Below are 19,927 nucleotides of genomic sequence, written 5' to 3' on the forward strand. Positions count from 1 at the left end.
TAGGCTACTCAGCCGTAGCCAAGACTTCAAAACCTTGACTAACATTTATTTAGTAAGGATTCTGTACCAAACTACCCTAACAAAAACATCTTCTTTTTTAGAGTTATTGTTATCAAATTCTTAAACAAATTTTACCCGACTTGGTTATATATGGTATTACAACTTGAGGGCTTAAATAAACACAATCAAATTTTATTTATGCGTTTTATTCTTTTTGTTTTTATAGTATCTGCATCACAAGCACTAGCTCAACAAAATCTTTTCAATATACCATCTGGAGACATAACTGCTCGAAATAAGACTTTCTATCAACACCAAATTAATGTATATCCAAATAAATTGGAGTCAAAAGGGCATTTTGTCTATGGCTTGGGAAAAGGCTGGGATATTGGTGCAAACATAGTTGGGAAAGAGTTTAATTTCTATCCAGATTGGGAGTTTAACTACAACGACAACCCCCAATTAGGGGCTTTGTTTCCTTATCTCATGTTTACAGCTCAGAAGCAGTTTAATCTCAGCGAAAAATTTGATTTAAACTTTGGTACACAAACTGGCTTTAACTTAAGTAGGAAAATCTCGAATAAAGAGTTAGCATTTTTTAACTATATGCTTGGGGTGTACTATTTTATGGGTAAAAAAAGCCGTGTGGTAGGTGGGCTGTACCATACCAACGATTTTTTTGTAGGAGAAGGAAACAACGCTGGTGTAATGTTAGGCTATGAGGTGAAACTTTCTAAGAGATTTTACTTGATGGGGGACTGGATAAGTGGGAATAATATCCACTCAGTAGCAGTGATTGGTGGCATGTATAATGCCTCCAGAAGGATACAGTTATGCTCTGGCTTGCTTATACCCAACCCGGAAAATCCAAACCCCTTAGGTATTGTTTTGGAGATAAATATTTTAGGTTGGGACTTAGATTTGGATTAGATTTAGCAATAGTTCGTGCAAGTCATCTATCTGTTTAGCAAGGTCTTCATATTTTTAAAATCTGTTTTTGTAATATTTAGTTGTACTCAAAATCAAATGATTTTTCAATCCCTTTCTTTTGTTAAGAAAGGGACTTTGGCTCTCTGACACTTTTTCCAATGAACAATACTACATGTAACTTTAAGCCTGTAGGACTATTATCTTAGTAAAAAAGAGTAAACCCAACCCACCCACAGTAACGCCGTAGGTGTGAAATATGCCACCGCTACGCGGTTTTATTCATTATTTTCTAAAAAAATAGCACACCTTCGGTGTTAGTCAAAGGCAGATGAAAGTCCAATGCTTACATAAGTTTTACAAAGGAAGTGTCAGAGAAACGGGACTTTGTAGTAAAGAAAATTTCAAAAATACTTTTGATTGAGTATAATAAAAAGTATGCAAAAAGTAAAGATTGGACAACCTTACTTGCATTCTTAGGATAAGCACTAAGTATTTCATAATGAACTCAGTAGAAGCTCAAAGTTCTTGCTGAGTTTTTTTTAATGAAAACAAAAAAATAGCCTCTCAGATTATTCTCTTTCTTTTAAACCACAGATAAATTATCCCTGATATTACTACCATCGTCCCTAAGGTCAAAAAATAACCATTTTGCCATTTGAGTTCAGGCATATTTTCAAAGTTCATTCCGTATATTCCTACGACAAATGTTAAAGGTAGAAAAAAAGCCGAGAATATGGTCAGCAATTTCATCACGTCATTGCTTTTTTGAGCATTTACAGAATGATAGGTATTCAGCAAGTTGTTTGCATTTTCTAACACCTCGTCGTAGTTCAAAATCAGGCTTAGCAGGCGGTCTTTGATGTCTTGCAATGCTGTTTTGCTATCTTCACTTACTTCAATCTGATTGACAACACTCTGAAATAATTGCAATAGTTTTTTGGTGATGCGAGTTTGTGTTTTGAGAAAATATAAATCCTCGAGGGATACTTTTGAGTAATCTTTTAAGAAAATCGTTTTTTCAAAGTCCTCTATTTTTTTATCTAATTCATTGAGAGGCGGCTGATAAGTTTCTACCATTTTATGAATCAAGTAAAGTAAAAGGTCTTCTGCCTTTGTAAACTCTTTATGTAGGTTATTTAAGAAATCAAAAGGCTTTCTATGAATAGAAATTAGCTTATCTTTATTGTAAAAGAAAGCTATTTTGTTAGATAGCTCATTAATAGTAGTGGCACCTTGCTCAATAGTGGAGGTAAATGCCCGCAAAATTAAAAAATTGTAAGTGTCTTGCTTTTCAAACTTTGGCAAGTGCCCAGCTTCTAAGCTGTCCTTGATTTGGAAAACATCTAAGTTGTGTTCCTCTGCAATTCTATTCAGACTTGCTCTATCTGGTTGCCAAATGTCTGTCCATACAAAATTTGTAAATTTCTCGACTTTTTGAATGCTATTTTGCATTGGGGCTTTTGATAGTTCTTTATAAATACTTGCTTTTGGGGTTATGGAATAATCCAATGGAAAAATAAACACTTATCTCCACAAATAAAAACATTTCATGGCTTACTTTCCTCTGGTGGTGGTGGCTCATCATCAAACTTTGATTCTTCTTTGCTGTCTTCCTCTGGAAAATAGGCTTTTTCTTTTTGAATATCTCTGACTCTCTTTCGCTCCTCTCTTTCTTCTTTGTCTTTATTGATTCTTGCTTGCTTGCCTTGTAAGACTGCTTTGACTGCTTCCGTATCCAACTCTCCTTCTAAGACCATGATTCTAAGCTGATTGTATAGATAGGAAATAAATAAGAGCAAGCCACCAATAAAAATCAGGGAAATAATACGAGAAAACATACTGATATTTCTAAAATCAAGTACAAAGAACTTCACCAAAATAGCCGTGAAAAGCACCAAAGACATCATGCGCAAAGCCTGAATCTTATATCTCATTCCCGCATACATCATTCCAAAGGAGATTACTCCCCAGAGAATAGGATAAAGCAAGCGATGAGTATCTTCCAAGAGTTCGCCCATGCTTTCAGGATTAGCAGCATCATAGCCCAATAGTACCACAAGGTGGTCTAACTCTGCACTGAGGTGAAAAATCATGACTGCACTCACTACCCATAGCAAAGAAGCAAACTCTGAGTTGCTCTCTTTGGTTTTTTTATAGACACTTACTAAAAGTAAATACATAGCGACAAAGGCAATCCCTATGTTGATGTAGTGTGTCATGAAGTGACTAAGCGGGGTAGCAGGGTCGCCTTCCAAATATCTATTTCTTAGTTCTATAGTGCTTGAGTGTCCATACAATAGATAAGACACTATCAAAATCACCATCAAATACTCTGCGTAGGTCTGTACCTTGCTAACGCTGTTGCGGTCTGCCCAAAGCCAAAATAGCATGACAAAAAAGCCATTATAAATGCCAATAATCAGGCGAGTCAGGTCTTTGTTGGTAAAAGGGTGATAGTTCAGTTCTATTGCTCCTGTGGCATAGACAATAGCAATCAGCAAACCTCCCAAAATACCTGTGTAAGTTTCAGCAGTGAAAGTAAGCAACATACTTCCTTTGGCTTTCTGTAACAAAATCGCAATAGAAATGCCTATGCCTACTACTGTAAAGAAACTTCCATACACTGCATCATTAAAGAAGGCTACTACATCTATATTGGCATTGAAATAGTAAGTCCTTGACCATACGGTAAATAGCATGATAAGGGAAAGAGCAAAAATAACCGCACTTGCATCGGCAAAAAGTTGGATTCGACTTCTATAAGCCAGCCACAAAAGTGCAACTGCCTCCAGCCCCCAAAACATATTTAACTGCAAAGGTGTATCCGCAAATACAAGTGGCGACAAGGAAACCAACCCTAAGGCTATAAAAAGTGAATAAGTCATCAACTTCTCATCATGACGCGGGTGAGGTTTGATAAAGACCACCAATAAACCATAGAATAAGCCCAAAGCCAAGCAAAATACGCCAAAATATTCTTTGACTAAGCTCATGTGGCTGAGCCAATGATAAATAGAATAACAATATAAAACTGCATTGATAAAAAAGAAATTATAATCCAAACTGCTCAGTTTGACTTCTCCTTTAGCGATGTAAGGTCTAAGGCTGCGGGTAATGGTCATTGCCAAGAATTGTAAGAAAAACAAGGTAGCAAAAATCACCCCTCCTGTGAAAACATCTTCTCCTGTCCGCTCCGTAAAATTCATCCACGAATCAAAGAAAAGGAGCGTAAAAACAAAAACTAAGTTATTGATAATATGCCACCTTTTTATATAGGCTATACCCATGATAAGCAAGTTAATAACAAAAATGTAAATAAAGAAAGCTACATAATCTTCGTTAGCTTTGACTAAAAATGGAGTGCTGTATGCCCCCAGCAATGCCACAATTGCCAAGATGTACCGATTGTGATAGACAGCAAAGAATAAGGCTAAGGCTGTAATGAGAATTTTTGCTGTAAAAGCAATAAATTGAGGGAACAGGTCATAGTCCCGATAGGCTAAATAAGAAGTATAATACAAAATCGTAACCGTAGAAGTTACAAAGAGCATACTCAGGTTAGGATTCTCATCTCTGAGTTGGTGGGCAAAAAAGCCAAAAATACCCGCAAAAATTAGCCCCATAAGTAACCTATTCCCTTCCGCCAAGTAACCTGTTTCTACTCCTTGATTAATCAAGAAAATTACGCCCAAAGTAAGAATAACCATACCTACTTTGTTAATGATATTTTCGTAGATATATTCTTCTGTGTCTTTATTAGTTTGGGCTAATATCTTTCTTGCAATTTCTCTTTTATTTTTTTCATCTAAATTCTCAATATCTATTTCTTCTTGGGTCTCATCTTCCTCATAAAAGGCTTTGAGATATACTTTTTTGTATTCTTTTCCTGTAATTTTATCAAAATCTATGGTAGGATATTCTGGGTCTTCTAATTTATTTTTCTTCTTAGTATGTCTTAGCGTATGCCCAAAAGGATAATGACTCAGGTCTAATTCCTCATCGTCTTGTATAGAAAAAGCACTCTTATCCAACAATAACTTGTATTGCGGGTCGTCGTCCATATTTTTAAAGGAATCGTCTTTGCTAATTCTTTTCCTATGCTCAGCTACTTCCCTTTTAAAATCTTCAATCCTTTTTGCTAAATCCTCAACTTCATTAATTCCTGCTTTGGACTTGTTTTTTTCTTCTAATTCCTCATCATTATCTTTAATGTCCATGGTCAATTGGTAAATTTAGACTACCAAAAATAGCAATTTTTTTTGTTTTACAATTATAAATCAACTTTTTATTTTAGTACCTTTAAAGTATTACTTTAAATCCTAAACACTAAGATAGAAAAATCTTTTGGCGTTTCCAACAAAACAATTCTTTTCCTATCTTTACCGTTTAAAACTTTGATAATAACTTTTGCATGATTTATCTCACAGAAAATAAGATAGATGTAAACTACTTGCTTGATTTTGTCCAACACGAAGAGGCAGGAGCTGTAGATATATTCATCGGCACGGTACGCAGTAAAACCTCTGATAAGAAGGTAGTGCGTCTGGAATACGAAGCCTACGATACTATGGCGATTAAAAAGATACAAGAGATTGTCAGTCAAGCAACTCAGCAATGGAATATACTCAAATATGCTGTAGTACATCGCAAAGGTATATTGCAAATCGGGGAGGCGGCGGTAGTCATTGCCGTAGCTACTCCTCACAGACAAGCGGCATTTGAGGCTTGCAAATACATCATAGATACCATCAAAGCAAACGTACCGATTTGGAAAAAAGAGGTCTATGAGAACGGCGAAATATGGGTAGCAGCGCATCCTTAGAATAAATAAAAACCTTAAAATAAACAACATATATGGCATTAGTGGAAATGGTCATGCCCAAAATGGGCGAAAGTGTCATGGAAGGCACGATTTTGAATTGGTTAAAAAAAGTAGGTGATAAAATAGAGCAAGATGAGCCTGTTTTAGAAGTAGCCACCGACAAGGTAGATACTGAAATTCCAGCAACTCATGCAGGCATTCTGACCGAAATATTGGCACAGGTTGGCGAGGTAGTCCCTATTGGCAAGCCTATCGCTCTGATTCAGACAGAAGGCAAGGCAGAAACCTCCCCTACCCTACCCTCTCATGCGGAGGAGAAGCATAAAATCTTGGCAGAAAGCATGATATTAGACGAGCCAATGACTTCAGAAAACCTTGCCCAACTGCTTACAGCCCCTGTGGAGGGTCGATTCTACTCTCCTCTGGTGATGAGCATTGCAAAGGAAGAAGGCATTAGTAGCGAAGAACTTAGTCGTATTGTTGGCACAGGCAAAGAAGGCAGAGTAACCAAAAATGACATTCTCAAATACGTAGAGGCAAAGAAAAAATCTCCTCAGCCAAGTCTTCCCAAACAAGAACCTACCGTTCAGAAAACACCTGTAGTAGAAACAGTAAAGCCACAAGTAGAAGTAGTTAAGCCTGTGGCTCCCGCAGCTTCTTACTCAGGAAATGTGGACATTATCGAGATGGACCGAATGAGGAAGATGATAGCCCAACGCATGGTGGACTCCAAGCGTATTTCCCCGCATGTAACTTCTTTTGTGGAGGCAGATGTAACCAACATCGTCAATTGGAAAAATGCCCATGCCAAGCTACTCAAAGAAAGAGAGGGAGTAAGCCTAACCTACACGCCTATTTTCATCATGGCAGTTGTTAAAGCACTGAAAGACTATCCTTTGGTCAATTCTTCTATAGACGGCGATAACATCATCGTCAAGAAAGACATCAATATCGGGCTGGCTGTAGCCTTGCCAAGTGGCAACCTGATAGTTCCTGTTATCAAAAATGCAGACCAACTCAATCTACTTGGTTTGACCAAGCAGGTCAATGACTTGGCAAAAAGAGCAAGAGAAAACAAACTTACCCCTGACGAGCTTTCTGGGGGGACATATACAGTCTCGAACATAGGCTCTTTTGGCAATGTCATGGGAACGCCTATCATCTTGCAACCCCAAGTGGCTATCTTGTCTTTGGGAACGATTCAGAAAAAGCCTGCGGTCATAGAAACCGAGTACGGCGATGTCATTGCTATCCGCCAAATGATGTTCCTTTCGCACTCTTACGACCATAGAATTATTGACGGGGCTTTGGGTGGCTCATTTGTCCGTAGGGTGGCAGATTATTTAGAAAAGTTTGATGTGAAACAAAGTATCTGATTTTGAAAAAGTAAAACAAAAAGAGGGTGTCCGAAAGTCGAAACACCCTTTTTTTTATATTTTCAACCCAAAATCCATAAGATTATAGAAAAAAGTTGTAAGATTACAAACATTTAATAAACCTAATTATATAAATATGATAAAAAGCATTTTATCCTTGCTACTTTTTGGGATAATAGCTACGACAGCCTGTACTTCCGAAAAAGTAAATGCTACCCTTGCCGCTATTCTCTACGAAGGAGGTGGAACTTGGAAAGTAACTTATGCCAAATTTGGTGATGAGGAAGCTCCAAGAGGAATGTACGACCGCTTCACTATTCAGTTTAGAAACAACGGCACTTATGTAGTTGTCAATCCTGATGGCTCTGTCATTTTTACTCCTTCCCTTTTAGGAAATTGGAAGGAAGGAAGCAATAACACTATTATCTTTGACGGAACAGTTATCGTTAGAGAATTGAAAAACCTTCGTACCGCTAACAAACTCGTCTTTGAGTGGGAAGTAAATATTCCCGGTAAAGTAACTACTACCTACCGCATCGAACTCATCAAAGCATAATTTACATACTTTAAACTTTATAAATTAAATGAGAAAGATATTCTACTTTTTTATCTTGCTAATAGGCTTTTTCTCTTTGCCTATTTATGGTCAAAATCGAGGCTTGAACTTTGATGGCGTTGATGACAGGGTAGTCATTCCAAATATCAACTGGTCAAGCAAAGGTTGTCCTATTACAGTCGAGTTTTGGAACAGAGTAGATGCAGGCAAAGTTTCTACTTCCTTCATGTTAGGTAGTAACTCTACTCATCGCATCAGTTCTCATACACCTTGGATAGATAATATTTTGTATTGGGATTATGGTAATACTGTTGGCAATGGACGCATTACAGCTGATTATACCCCTTATTTAGGCAAGTGGACTCACGTAGCCTTAGTTTCAGAGGGGAATAATGGAAATTTCAGAGGTATTTATCTTGATGGTGTTTTAGTAGCTTCTATCAATAGTTCTGATGGACCTGATGTGGATTTGAATGGGTTAATTTTAGGCTCTGATGGCATCGGAGGAGGAGTATTTCATAGGGGTTCCATAGACGAGTTCAGGATATGGACTAAAGTAAGAACACAAGCAGAAATCATGGCAACCATGAACTGCGAACTGCGAGGAGATGAAAGCAATTTGGCAGTTTATTACAACTTTAACCAAGGAACTGCTGGGGGGACCAACACCACAGTAAGCACTTTATTAAGTAATGCTACTGCTTCTGGAATGACATTTAATGGTTTTTTACAAAATTTTGCCCTTACAGGAGCTACTTCCAATTGGGTAAGTAGTGCTACAAATGGTGTAAGTGGTACTTGTAATACTACTGCCGTACCTACTGCTATGACTGGCAATCGCGCTTTGGATTTTGATGGATTCAATGATTTTGTCAGTGTTGGTAATATGAATTTATCAGGTAATCAGATAACACTTGAAACTTGGGTTAATGCTAAACAATTCCAAACTTTCTTCCCATTTATTTCCTCTTTAATCGGTGTAGAAACAAGTCTTGGGAATGCTGCACTTATTCGCTTAGGCGATGCGGCACTACCTAATAATAGGCCGCAATTTGCTTTGTCTATCAATGGCAACTATCAAAGATTAGATGGAAATACCGTGCTAAACACAGGACAGTGGTATCATATCGCCGCCACTTACGATGGGGCAGTGATGCGCTTGTATGTCAATGGAAATTTAGATGCCCAACTCGCTATTGCAGGCAGTATTACTGCCAACGGTCCTTTTGATATTGGCTTTACAAGTATAGCACCAGGTCAGCGTTACCTGAATGGGTTATTAGACGAAGTAAGAGTATGGAATTATGCTCGCTGCGAAACAGATATAAAAAGCACTATAAATTGTGAACTAAGTGGTAATGAACCAGGGCTACTAAGCTACTACAATTTTAATCAAGGAATAGCAGGAGGTATAAACATCAGTAGAACAACACTTACCAATAATGCAACTTCTGGGGTGGTTTTCAATGGCACACTTAACAATTTCAGTCTGCTCTCTTCATGTGCTTCTAATTGGGTAATGAGTGGTAACGGTGTAAGTGGAAACTGCAACTTTAGACCTGCTACTTTGAATAATTTGATATTAAGCAATAATGCTATTCAAGAGAACAACGCAGTAAATAGTATAATTGGTACGCTAAGTATTCCTACTGAGAATCCTTGTATTCAAGCTACAAGCTATACACTCGTTGCTGGTCAGTTGGATAACAACTTTTTTAATATCAATAATAATCAACTGAGAGCCTCTACGTCCTTTGATTTTGAGGCAAGAAATAGATACAATGTATTGGTGCGTACTTTTGGTTCATTTGGCTCTTATGATAGAATATTTAACATTCATATTACCAATGTAATAGATGCTAATGAGGTCATTTTAGAACCAGAAATTTCTGCCAAAGCGGGTAGCAAAGAAGTTATTTTGACATGGCAGAATGTTCCTTCTGCCAATCAATACGAGGTTTTCATGTATTCTAATGGTGCAGCCCAAAGATTAGTAGGCACTACCACCAATAACTCTTTCGTTGTGAGTGGCTTAGAAAATGGTGTTACGTATTATTTTCGTGTAGTAGCTCTGTTAACAAACTTCAATATACGTAGCGGTTTTTCCAACACTGTTTCTGCCCGCCCGTCTATCATCTTAGGCATCGAAGAAGAAACTTCAAACAATATATTTAAACTCTATCCTAATCCAAATAATGGTAGTTTTGGTATTGCCATTTCCGAATTGAAAGGGAAAAATGCTCAAATCAGTGTGTTAGACCTCAGTGGTAGAGTAGTCTATCAGAAGACTTTGCAACAGGTAGATGGTAGTCTGGAAACCGAATTAAATGTAAATTTGGCTGGTGGCATGTACCTCTTACAGGTAAGTACAGAAAAGGAAAATCTAAGAAGAAAATTAGTAATAGAACAATAAGTTCTAACAGCAAATTTTGTACGCCTGTATGATTTGACAAAATCTTACGGGCGTATTTCGTTTACACTTAATAAAATATAGATGATATTTTGCTTTTCATCTTTCAAATATAAAGTGATTTGAATAAGTTTGAAGTCTAAAAATAGCTTAGGTAATTTCAATCTTATCATACATCATGGAAATTTTCTCATACGAAACCCTAAAAAATCTTTCCTACCAAGTTTTCCTCAAAATGGGTTGTCCCACCGAGCATGCAGAATTAGCCGCTGAGGCATTGGTTGCCGCAGATTTGCGAGGTATTGATTCTCATGGAGTGGCAAGGCTTTCTGGTTATGTACGCTTATGGGAAGCAGGGCGAATCAATGCTCGTCCTCATATCCAAATAGTGCATGAAACCCCCTCTACCGCTACCCTTGACGGCGATGCTGGCTTGGGTTTGGTCATCGCTTCCAAAGCCATAGAAATAGCCGTAGAAAAGGCAAGAATAGCAGGGACAGGCTGGGTGGCGGTGCGAAACTCCAATCATTTTGGGATTGCAGGCTACCATACGCTAAAAGCAGTCAAAAATGATATGATAGGCATTGCCATGACCAATGCAAGTCCTTTGGTCGCCCCTACTTTTGCTGTGGAAAGAATGTTAGGCACTAATCCAATAGCAGTAGCCATTCCTGCCTTGCATCAGCCTCCTTTTGTAGCAGATTTTGCTACTACTACCGCCGCTAATGGGAAGTTAGAAATCTTACAACGCAAAAACCAAGAGGCTCCTTTGGGCTGGATTCAAGATAAAAAAGGGCAGCCATCTTCCAATCCTCATGAACTCAAACATGGTGGGGCTTTATTGCCTTTGGGAAGTGATAGGGAGCATGGTAGTCATAAAGGCTACTGCTTAGGAGCGATTGTAGATATTTTTTCTGCGGTTTTCTCTGGAGCAAATTACGGACCTTGGGCGCCTCCCTTTGTTAGTTTTTTGCCCTTGCCGTCTGACCCTGTAGGGCTGGGTTTAGGACACTTCTTAGGGGCTATGCGTATAGATGCTTTCCGTCCTGCTGAGGAATTTAAGGCTAATATGGACAAATGGATAAATCGCTTCAGAGCAACTAAACCAGCTGATGGCTATGACAAAGTACTTATCCCCGGCGACCCTGAACGAGAAATGGAAACTGAAAGACTGGAAAATGGCATTCCAGTTGTCGAGTCTGTAGTAACGGATTTGCGAGATTTGGCAGAAAGAATGGGCATAGAAAAAATAGTAACTATTTAGGTACTTGCAAAACTAAGAAAAAGTTTGTATATTTCTGCCATGAAATTATGGTGGAACTTTCAAATGTATGATAATTTTATGTGTTAAAAAAATCCGTTTTCATCGGTACAATCTGTGTCATCAGTGTTCCCAAATAGAACACCGATAATACGGATTGGGCTGATAAACACAGATTTTTATTCAACAAATACTTTTCTCATCAAATTGAGAACAGGTAGATAAAATACCATCATACAATTGGAATCATCACCCATTTTTTATTTTACAAATCTAATAAAAAATAAAACACTTTATAAATTTTTATACCCTTTCTTACATTCTCTCTGGCACTTCTACCCCTATCAGCCCCATAGCCGTTTTAATAGCCTTTGCAGTTTCGGCAGAGAGGGCTAAGCGCATACTTTTACTCGCCTCATCAGGTTCATTGAACACAGAAAGTTCGTTGTAAAACTTGCTGTATGCTTTGGAAAGCGTATAAGCAAAATCTGCCATCACCGAAGGGGCATATTCCTCTGCTGCCTCTTTGATTTTTTTAGGCAAAGAAGCAATGAGTTTAATCAGTTCTATTTCGACTTGGTGTAGTTTGATAGCTTGTTGGGCATTAGGAATGTTAGCTAAGTTGTAATCGATATTGAGTACTTCTGCGCGTCTTAGCAGAGAGCAGATACGAGCATGAATGTATTGGATATAAACCCCTGTATCTCCTTGAAAGTCAATAGATTCCTCTGGATTAAAGAGCATGGTTTTCTTTGGGTCGACTCTGAGCAAGTAGTATTTGAGCGCACCCAAAGCCAACATTCTATACAAATTTTTGGCTTCTTCTGCTGAAAAATCATCTATTTTCCCTAACTCTTTGGTGCGAGTTTCTGCAATGCTTATCATTTCTTCTATCAAATCATCAGCATCTACTACCGTGCCTTCTCTCGATTTCATTTTTCCCGAAGGCAACTCGACCATGCCATAAGAGAGGTGATACATTCCATCGGCATAGTTTCGCCCTAATTTTTTCAGAATGGTAAACAGTACTTTAAAATGATAATCTTGCTCATTGCCAACCACATAAATAGATTTTTCCATAGGGAAGTCTGCATACTTGTAATCGGCAGTTCCTAAATCTTGGGTAATATAGACCGAAGTTCCGTCAGCCCGCAAGACCAATTTTTCGTCTAACCCTTCCTCTTTCAAGTCAATCCAGACGGATCCATTTTCCTTCTTAAAGAAAATACCTTTTTCCAAACCTTCCTCTACCACATTTTTCCCAAGTAGATAAGTGTTTGATTCATAATAGATTTTGTCAAAACTCACCCCCATCATTTTATAGGTTGCTTCAAAACCCTCGTACACCCAGCCATTCATTTTTTTCCACAAATCCACTGTTTCTTTGTCGCCCTCCTCCCATTTTCTGAGCATTTCCTGTGCTTCAAGAATTAAAGGCGTATTTTTTCCTGCTTTCTCTTTGAGTTTTTCTATGTCCTCATTGGGAGTTTCAGCTTGATAATGAGCTACTAACTGCTCTATTTGCTTTTTATTTTCTTTATCAAAAATTACATAGTAATTCCCTACTAAGTGGTCGCCTTTGATGCCTGCACTTTGGGGAGTTTCTCCTTGCCCAAATTTTTTGTAGGCAAGCATAGACTTGCAAATATGTATTCCTCTGTCATTCACCAAGTTAGTTTTCATGACCTCGTATCCACTTGCTTTGAGGATTTCGGCGACTGAGTAACCCAAAAAGTTGTTTCTTAAATGCCCTAAGTGCAAGGGTTTGTTGGTGTTAGGAGAAGAATACTCTACCATGACCTTAGTGCCGTGAAAGGGGGCTTTGCCATAGTCTTTGGTATGGGTAATGCTTGCTAAGGTCTGTAACCAAAAACTTTCAGAAAGTTTTAAGTTCAAGAAGCCCTTAATGACGTTATAGTTAGCAATCAATTCGCTGTTATTTTTTGCATACTCGCCTAAGGCTTCTCCTATCTCCTCTGGCTTTCTTTTCAAAGATTTGGTAAGTGCAAAAGTTACTAAGGTGAAATCCCCTTCAAATTCTTTTTTGGTAGGTTGTATCGTAAGTTCCTCTGGTGCAATTTCTTGATGAAAGGTTGCTTTGATTCCCTTTGCGATTAACTGAGCGATGTCCAATTCTATATTCATGTCTATACTAAGCTAAAATCTGTTTGCTAAAAACTAAAAAAAAACATACACTTTAAAAGCGTATGTTTTCCTTGCAAATTTAGGGGTATTTGTGAGAAAAAGATGTAGGGAAGTATAAAGTTTTGTGCCTACATCTTTTCTATCCGCATGGCAAAGCCTCCTCCTTTTGCCATTTTTATTTTCATTTGAGTAGTTTTTGTAACAGACCTGATATTCTTTTGGTAGTCCTCGCCTACTCTATCGGCATTTACTCCGTCTGTAAAGATAATGGCTTTATATACTCCCTCTCCTAAAAAATTGAAATTCAATGTTATCTCTTTACCCTCCCAGTTAGCTATGCCACCTACATACCAGACCTCGTTTTGCTTCCTTGCGATGACTGCGTATTCGCCTACTTTGCCGTCTAAGGCAACGGTCTGCTCATAAGTAGTAGGTACAGAAGCAATAAAATCTAAACTTTCTCTCTCTTTTAAGTATTCCGTAGGGGAGTCTGAAAGCATAAGCAAGGGAGCTTCTAAGACTACATACAAGCCTAACTGATGACAGCGTGTGCCTTGACTCATAGGGCGAGAGAAAAGTGTTTTAAAGTCTTTTTTCTGGGCATTGTGCATAGCACCGGGCGTGTAGTCCATGTAACCTGCTAACATTCTGATAAAAGGAAGCTGAGCGGCGTGGTCGGGGGTAGTACCGTCTTGGGCAAATTTGTTATACTCTAAGCCTCTTACGCCTTCGTGGTTAATGATGTTAGGATAAGCCCGATTCATGCCCGTAGGTTTAGTTGCTCCATGAAAATTGACTAAGATTTTCCTTTTGGCACATTCCTCTGCAATTCTCTGGTAAAAATTCATGGTTTTTTGGTCGTCCCTGTCCATAAAATCCACTTTTAAGCCCTTGACTCCCCACTTCTCGAATAAGGGCATGACCTCTGCCAGCTGCTTGTCCAAGACGTGCCAAACACACCAAAGGAATATGCCCACATTTTTTGCCTTGCCATACTTGACCAATTCTTCTACATTGATGTCGTTTTTTAGCTTGGTCAAATCGAACTGCTCAGACCAACCTTCGTCCAAATTGACATACTCTATGCCATTAGCTGCCGCAAAGTCAATAAAGTAACGATAAGTCGCCATGTTGATACCGCTTTGGAAAGGGACATGATAGACGTTGTTGTCGTTCCACCAATCCCATGCTACTTTACCTGTTTTTACCCAAGAAAAATCTTGGGAGGCAGGGCGAGATAGCTTGTAAACCAAGTCGCTGTCAAGTAGTTGCTTATCCTCATCTGCAATGAATAAAATTCGCCAAGGGAAAGTACGCGTACCTTGCACATCAGCAAGGTAGTCGGCAGTTTCTACTACCTTTATTCCAAAATTGTTATGCCCCCCTATTTCTTCTTTGGTAGGGTAGGCTGGGAAAACTCCTAATAAAGAGTGGCTTACATTTTTATTTTTACCCAAATACACGGCTGGATAGTCGTACAAATCGGCTTCTGTGATGCCTATTTTTACACCGTTGCTTAGATTGACAAGTAAAGGAAGGTAGCTAAACTTGTCGTTAGGAATTTCAGAGATTTTTACTTGGTCGTAGAACTGCTCGTAAGATGACCAAAAAGTATTTAACAGCGAGGCATTTAGCAAGGCATCTTCTTTCAAGTTGAGAGAAAACTCCTCATTTTTTACCTTGATTTTATTTTTGAACTTAGTAGTAAATTGGTAAGCAATACCTTCGCTATATGCTCTGAAATTTAGCCCAAAATCTCCAAAATCTAACTGTAACTCATTGGCTTTGTCCTCTATGAGGCTTCGCTTGTAAGCTATGGTTTTGATGCTTTGGTTAATGGCTTGATTTTTAGAATTTTTTAGCTTAGGTTTTGTGCCTAACACTGTTCCGTTGTCCAAAGTCATGGAAACAGACGAAGGAGCGGTAATTTCCTGCCCTTTGATAGCTACCGTATAAGTGATTTTTTCACCTATTTCTACCTTGACTGTCAATCGATTATCAGGTGAATTTAGGGTAAAAGATTGTTGAGCAAAACCTTCCACTGCCACGAAAAGAACACATAAAATAGTAAAAAATAAGTTTTTCATTTTTATTTAGTTTTTTTATGTTCATTCAATCAATTTTCTATCTCTAAGCCAGCCTTCCATTTCCCTGTCCCACGCTTCTACGTGTCCTCTATTTTTCTTTGACAGGCTAAAGCCATGTCCTCCTTTTTCGTAGATGTGCAACTCAGCGGGGACTTTGTTTTTTTGCAATTCTCTGTAAAAAACAATGCCATGCTCGGGATTGAGAGAGTCGTCGCTTGCGTACACAATAAAAGTAGGAGGCGTTTCGCTGGTTACTTGCTTATCAAGGCAATACTCGTCTATCAGCAGTTCGTTTGCCTCTTTGCCAAGTAGTTTATCCTGTATTCCTTTGAGCCTATCTGTGCCTATGCGAAAGGAGATAAGAGGATAAATGAGTATCATAAAGTTAGGTCTTACACTAAGCGTATTGTCTGTAATTTCGCCTACTTGCTTCTGAAAACGCGTACCTACAGTGGCTGCTAAGTGTCCCCCTGCGGAGAAGCCCATGATACCTACTTTGTTAGTGTCCAAGTTCCACTTTTTAGCATTTTTCCTAATGATTCTTAGGGCTTGTTGGGCATCTTGGAGCGGTCTAATGTGCTTTTCAGTCATCAACCTTTCGTCAGGAAGGCGATTTTTAAGCACAAAAGCAGTGACGCCTCTTTCTATGAACCACTTAGCAAGTTGATGTCCTTCATGGTCTATGGCAAGTACATAATAACCACCTCCAGGGCAAATTAGCACTGATGCCCCGTTAGGCTTTTGAGGGCGATATACAAACAGTTTGGGTTGCTGAATATCGGTGGTAATAGTTACGCCGTCGTTGGGATTGACCGTTACCTTTTCTGGAATATTCAAAGGAATTGCTCCGGGTACACCATCTGGGTACAGCAACAAGGAATCCTGCTGGGCATAAACTATCAGACTTGTACCTACCCATAAGACAAGGAATAATATTTTTTTCATAAAAATCTCATTTTAAGGTGATTAGATTTTTACCCATGCTTGTTTCTTATGACTTTCTACAATGCGTTCGCAAAGTATCATTTCTCTTAATCCATCTTTAAAAGTAGGGAAAAGAGGATGCGCGGGTTGCTTGCCTTCTTTGATAGCTTTATAAACTTCTTTGAAAAGTTGTTTAGAAGTATCAGGGAATCCCTCGTTATGCCCTCCTGGGAAGGAAACTAATTCTCTGCTTTCTTGGTACATGAGCGAAGGGTCGCGCATAAGTACACCGTTGTAAGTTTCTCGCTTGCCTATCCACATTTCATTAGGCATTTCAGAACACCAAGCAAAGGTTTGTTTTCCTCCCGCTATCTCCAAACTTGCCCTATTTTTACGTCCTGCGGAAACTTGGCTTACTGTTACTACGCCCTTATTGCCGTTGTTGAAACGCAAGAGTACAGTAGCATAATCTTCTGTATTGATGGGTACTTCGGCGTAATCCTCTGGCTGAAGCATTTTTCCTGAGTAAGTTTCTATGGGTTTGAGTGGCTTTTTGCGTATTTTATGAACAGTATTAAAGTCTGCCATGACTTCCACTATCTCTAAACCCGTGATGTACTCCACTAAGTCGATAAGGTGCGAACCGATGTCAGCAATTGCCCTTGAGTCGCCTGACTTATCGGGTTCTAATCGCCAGTTATAGTCGGTATCGTAGTAAAGCCAATCTTGCAAATAAGAACCGATGACCGAATATACTTCTCCCAAATCTCCCTTCTCTCGCATGGTTTTCATCTGGCGGATAAGCGGATAGTAGCGCAAATTGAAGTGAATCGCATTGACTAAACCTGTTTTTTCTGCTATAGCTACCAAGTCTTCCGCTTCTTTGATAGTCATAGAAAGTGGCTTTTCGCAGACTACATTTTTTCCCGCTTCTAAGGCTTTTTTTGCCATTTCATAATGCAAAAAATTAGGTGTGCAAATATGTACGCAGTCGAGGTCATCTTTTAGCAACTCATCGTAGTTAGCGTATGCTTTTTCTACTCCTAACTGCTCGGCTTTCTGCTTGGCTATTTCTGGGGTTACGTCAGTCAGTCCAACTACTTCTACGTCAGGGAGTCTTCTTAGGGCTTCGATGTGTGCAGGACCTATAAAACCTGTTCCTGCTACGGCAACTTTCAATTTTTTCATTTTCGCTTTACTTTAAGTTTTTTTTGATTGGTAATAAGTTTAGTTTTCTTACAAATATTATGATTTTTTAGAAAAAATATAATCAAAAGCAGTTTATTTTAAGAAAAAGAAAAACAACAATTATAAAAATAGCACTATACATCAAAAATCAGAAAGGAAAATAATTTTCAAATTCAAAGTAGAAAATTTTAAAAAAGATACTATTTTCATCTACCTTTAAGCCAAGTTTTGTAATTTTAATTTTTTTGTGTAACACTAAATAACTAATTGAAAATGAAAAATGAAAGACGTTTATTCCTTAGACAAATGATGGGCTATACAGGCTCTGCTCTTATTTTGCCTACTTTCTTGTCTGCCTGCGGTAGCGGCACACAAGCCAATAATGAAGAGAACTCAAAAGATACAACAGCAAATCAAACGACTATGGAAACAGCCAATAAGCCCCTTTTCTTTAAGATTTCTTTGGCAGAGTGGTCTTTGCATAAGATGCTCTTTGACAAAAAGTTAGACAATTTAGACTTTCCCGCTAAGGCAAAAAATGATTTTGGGATAGATGCTGTGGAGTATGTCAATCAGTTTTTCAAAGACAAAGCCAAAGATACCGCTTATTTGACGGAACTGAAAAAACGCACTGGTGACCTCGGCGTTACTAACGTACTGATTATGATTGATGGAGAAGGCTTTTTAGGCTCAACAGATGCCAAAGAGCGCATGAAAGCAGTAGAAAATCACTACCAGTGGGTAGAAGCGGCGAAATTCTTAGGCTGTCATTCTATTCGCGTGAACGCTTACGGCAAAGGCACCGCCGAGGAGGTTTCTAAGGCGGCAATAGATGGCTTAGGCAAATTGAGCGAATTTGCTGAAAAAGTAGGCATCAATGTCATTGTAGAAAATCATGGAAGCTACTCTTCTGATGGTGCTTGGTTAGCCAATGTCATGAAATCTGTTGGAAAAGCTAACTGTGGTACGCTCCCCGACTTTGGTAATTTTTGTATGAAATACAAAAATGATGACTGGAAGCAGGGCTGTGAGAATATGTATGACCGCTACAAGGGCGTAGAAGAAATGATGCCTTTTGCCAAAGGAGTGAGTGCTAAGTCCAATGTTTTTGATGCAGAAGGGAATGAGGCAAATATGGACTACCGCAGACTGCTCCAAATCGTGAAAAATGCAGGTTATACGGGTCATATAGGTATAGAATACGAAGGTAACGAACTTTCAGAAGAAGAAGGAGTAAGAGCAACTAAGAAATTATTGGAAAAAGTAGGTGCCGAGCTAAGCTAATATTTCATATTACAACCAATAAGTTTGATAGAAACCTCTTATTGGTTGTAATTTTTTATAAAATCATTTTCTCAATGGGTACAACCAGAATGCCCTCCGCGCCTGCAGCTCTCAATGCCTCTATGACATTCCAAAAATCGTTTTCATTGATAACAGAGTGCATAGAAACCCAGTCTTTGTCAGCTAATTCCATGAGGGAAGGGCTACGCATTCCCGGGATAAGTTTTTTGATTTCTTCCACTTTGCTTTTAGGAGCGTTCAAGAGAATATACTTATTCTTTCTTGCATTTTGCACTGATTTTATCCTGAAAAGGAGTTTGTCCAATAGATTTGTCTTACTTTCTGATAAGTTTTTTTGCCTGATAAGCACCGCTTCAGATTTAAGCACTACTTCCACCTCTTTTAAACCATTGGTAAACAAAGTACTTCCTGAACTCACTAAGTCGCAAATTGCCTCTGCCAAACCTATACTTGGAGCAATCTCTACCGAGCCACTAATTTCGTGAATATCAGCCGAAACTTGATTGGCTTCTAAAAAATGCCGCAAGATACGGGGATAAGAAGTAGCTATACTCTTTCCTTCTAAACCTTTAATGCCTTTGTATTCCTCATTTTTGGGAATAGCGATAGAAAGACGGCATTTACTAAATCCTAAGCGGTGGACTACCTCTGTGTCTTTGCTTTTCTCTAACATGACGTTTTCCCCTACTATTCCTATATCCGCCACACCATCAGCTACATAGCCCGGAATATCATCATCTCTCAACAGTAAAAATTCTGCGGGAAAGTTAGTTGCTTGTGCTTTGAGCTGTCCAATCCCATTTTGGAAGTCGATGCCACATTCTTTGATAAGGGCAAAAGAGTCCTCGCTGAGTCTTCCTGACTTCTGAACAGCGATTCTAAGTATGTCATTCATTCTTTTAAAGTTTTACCTTAGGTTTTTC

Annotated in this window: 14 protein-coding genes; 7 read left to right on the forward strand and 7 right to left on the reverse strand. The window is 38.7% G+C overall.

Annotated elements, in window-relative coordinates; genetic code table 11:
• The first annotated feature begins 339 nt into the window (after positions 1–339).
• Positions 340–930 (forward strand): hypothetical protein, encoded by a 591-nt coding sequence (locus tag BM141_RS00725; RefSeq protein ID WP_245763950.1) that lies wholly within the window; start codon positions 340–342, stop codon positions 928–930.
• A 564-nt stretch (positions 931–1,494) separates the two neighbouring features.
• Here the strand turns inward: BM141_RS00725 and BM141_RS00730 are convergent.
• On the reverse strand, positions 1,495–2,382 hold the full coding sequence (locus BM141_RS00730) for a CorA family divalent cation transporter (RefSeq protein ID WP_091538367.1): 888 nt from the start codon (positions 2,380–2,382) through the stop codon (positions 1,495–1,497).
• A gap of 95 nt (positions 2,383–2,477) precedes the next feature.
• Positions 2,478–5,147 (reverse strand): DUF2339 domain-containing protein, encoded by a 2,670-nt coding sequence (locus tag BM141_RS00735; protein WP_091538368.1) that lies wholly within the window; start codon positions 5,145–5,147, stop codon positions 2,478–2,480.
• 194 nt (positions 5,148–5,341) lie between these two features.
• On the opposite strand from BM141_RS00735, the gene BM141_RS00740 reads away from it, so the two are divergent.
• The 5 genes from BM141_RS00740 to BM141_RS00760 all read left to right on the forward strand — a co-directional run bounded on the left by BM141_RS00740 (position 5,342) and on the right by BM141_RS00760 (position 11,358).
• Complete coding sequence (locus BM141_RS00740; RefSeq protein ID WP_091538369.1) at positions 5,342–5,752, forward strand: molybdenum cofactor biosynthesis protein MoaE; 411 nt, start codon at positions 5,342–5,344, stop codon at positions 5,750–5,752.
• Between the two features lie 32 nt (positions 5,753–5,784).
• Entirely contained in the window at positions 5,785–7,128 is a 1,344-nt protein-coding gene (locus tag BM141_RS00745) for a dihydrolipoamide acetyltransferase family protein (RefSeq protein ID WP_091538371.1), read from the forward strand.
• Between the two features lie 136 nt (positions 7,129–7,264).
• Positions 7,265–7,684, forward strand: a complete 420-nt coding sequence (locus BM141_RS00750; RefSeq protein WP_091538373.1) for a hypothetical protein — start codon at positions 7,265–7,267, stop codon at positions 7,682–7,684.
• Positions 7,685–7,712: 28 nt separating this feature from the next.
• On the forward strand, positions 7,713–10,097 hold the full coding sequence (locus BM141_RS00755; RefSeq protein ID WP_091538375.1) for a T9SS type A sorting domain-containing protein: 2,385 nt from the start codon (positions 7,713–7,715) through the stop codon (positions 10,095–10,097).
• Positions 10,098–10,272: 175 nt separating this feature from the next.
• Positions 10,273–11,358 carry an Ldh family oxidoreductase gene (locus BM141_RS00760; protein ID WP_091538377.1) on the forward strand — a complete coding sequence of 362 codons (1,086 nt, stop codon included), beginning with the start codon at positions 10,273–10,275 and terminating at the stop codon, positions 11,356–11,358.
• Positions 11,359–11,670: 312 nt separating this feature from the next.
• Here BM141_RS00760 and argS read toward each other — a convergent pair whose 3' ends face one another.
• The 4 genes from argS to BM141_RS00780 form a co-directional block, all read right to left on the reverse strand.
• Positions 11,671–13,500, reverse strand: coding sequence for an arginine--tRNA ligase (argS, locus tag BM141_RS00765; protein ID WP_091538379.1), 1,830 nt, complete (start codon positions 13,498–13,500; stop codon positions 11,671–11,673).
• Positions 13,501–13,628: 128 nt separating this feature from the next.
• On the reverse strand, positions 13,629–15,587 hold the full coding sequence (locus BM141_RS00770) for a glycoside hydrolase family 97 protein (RefSeq protein ID WP_091538381.1): 1,959 nt from the start codon (positions 15,585–15,587) through the stop codon (positions 13,629–13,631).
• Between the two features lie 21 nt (positions 15,588–15,608).
• The gene (locus BM141_RS00775; protein WP_091538383.1) at positions 15,609–16,532 is read right to left on the reverse strand and encodes an alpha/beta hydrolase; all 924 of its coding nucleotides are present in this window, start codon (positions 16,530–16,532) and stop codon (positions 15,609–15,611) included.
• Between the two features lie 21 nt (positions 16,533–16,553).
• A complete protein-coding gene (locus tag BM141_RS00780) occupies positions 16,554–17,699 on the reverse strand; it encodes a Gfo/Idh/MocA family protein (protein WP_091538385.1) in 1,146 nt (381 codons plus the stop codon).
• A 273-nt stretch (positions 17,700–17,972) separates the two neighbouring features.
• Between BM141_RS00780 and BM141_RS00785 the strand changes: the two genes are divergently transcribed.
• Positions 17,973–18,983 (forward strand): sugar phosphate isomerase/epimerase family protein, encoded by a 1,011-nt coding sequence (locus BM141_RS00785; RefSeq protein WP_091538387.1) that lies wholly within the window; start codon positions 17,973–17,975, stop codon positions 18,981–18,983.
• Positions 18,984–19,038: 55 nt separating this feature from the next.
• Here BM141_RS00785 and hisG read toward each other — a convergent pair whose 3' ends face one another.
• Entirely contained in the window at positions 19,039–19,899 is an 861-nt protein-coding gene (hisG, locus tag BM141_RS00790) for an ATP phosphoribosyltransferase (RefSeq protein ID WP_091538389.1), read from the reverse strand.
• Between the last annotated feature and the right edge of the window lie 28 nt (positions 19,900–19,927).

It is taken from the genome of Thermoflexibacter ruber, from assembly GCF_900113045.1.
Taxonomy (GTDB): domain Bacteria; phylum Bacteroidota; class Bacteroidia; order Cytophagales; family Thermoflexibacteraceae; genus Thermoflexibacter; species Thermoflexibacter ruber.

Bases quoted from the DNA above. Each gene is read 5' to 3' on its own strand.
- BM141_RS00730 (WP_091538367.1), bottom strand. From the start codon at position 2,382: ATGCAAAATAGCATTCAAAAAGTCGAGAAATTTACAAATTTTGTATGG.
- BM141_RS00735 (WP_091538368.1), bottom strand. From the start codon at position 5,147: ATGGACATTAAAGATAATGATGAGGAATTAGAAGAAAAAAACAAGTCC.
- BM141_RS00740 (WP_091538369.1), top strand. From the start codon at position 5,342: ATGATTTATCTCACAGAAAATAAGATAGATGTAAACTACTTGCTTGAT.
- BM141_RS00745 (WP_091538371.1), top strand. From the start codon at position 5,785: ATGGCATTAGTGGAAATGGTCATGCCCAAAATGGGCGAAAGTGTCATG.
- BM141_RS00750 (WP_091538373.1), top strand. From the start codon at position 7,265: ATGATAAAAAGCATTTTATCCTTGCTACTTTTTGGGATAATAGCTACG.
- BM141_RS00755 (WP_091538375.1), top strand. From the start codon at position 7,713: ATGAGAAAGATATTCTACTTTTTTATCTTGCTAATAGGCTTTTTCTCT.
- BM141_RS00760 (WP_091538377.1), top strand. From the start codon at position 10,273: ATGGAAATTTTCTCATACGAAACCCTAAAAAATCTTTCCTACCAAGTT.
- argS (WP_091538379.1), bottom strand. From the start codon at position 13,500: ATGAATATAGAATTGGACATCGCTCAGTTAATCGCAAAGGGAATCAAA.
- BM141_RS00770 (WP_091538381.1), bottom strand. From the start codon at position 15,587: ATGAAAAACTTATTTTTTACTATTTTATGTGTTCTTTTCGTGGCAGTG.
- BM141_RS00775 (WP_091538383.1), bottom strand. From the start codon at position 16,532: ATGAAAAAAATATTATTCCTTGTCTTATGGGTAGGTACAAGTCTGATA.
- BM141_RS00780 (WP_091538385.1), bottom strand. From the start codon at position 17,699: ATGAAAAAATTGAAAGTTGCCGTAGCAGGAACAGGTTTTATAGGTCCT.
- BM141_RS00785 (WP_091538387.1), top strand. From the start codon at position 17,973: ATGAAAAATGAAAGACGTTTATTCCTTAGACAAATGATGGGCTATACA.
- hisG (WP_091538389.1), bottom strand. From the start codon at position 19,899: ATGAATGACATACTTAGAATCGCTGTTCAGAAGTCAGGAAGACTCAGC.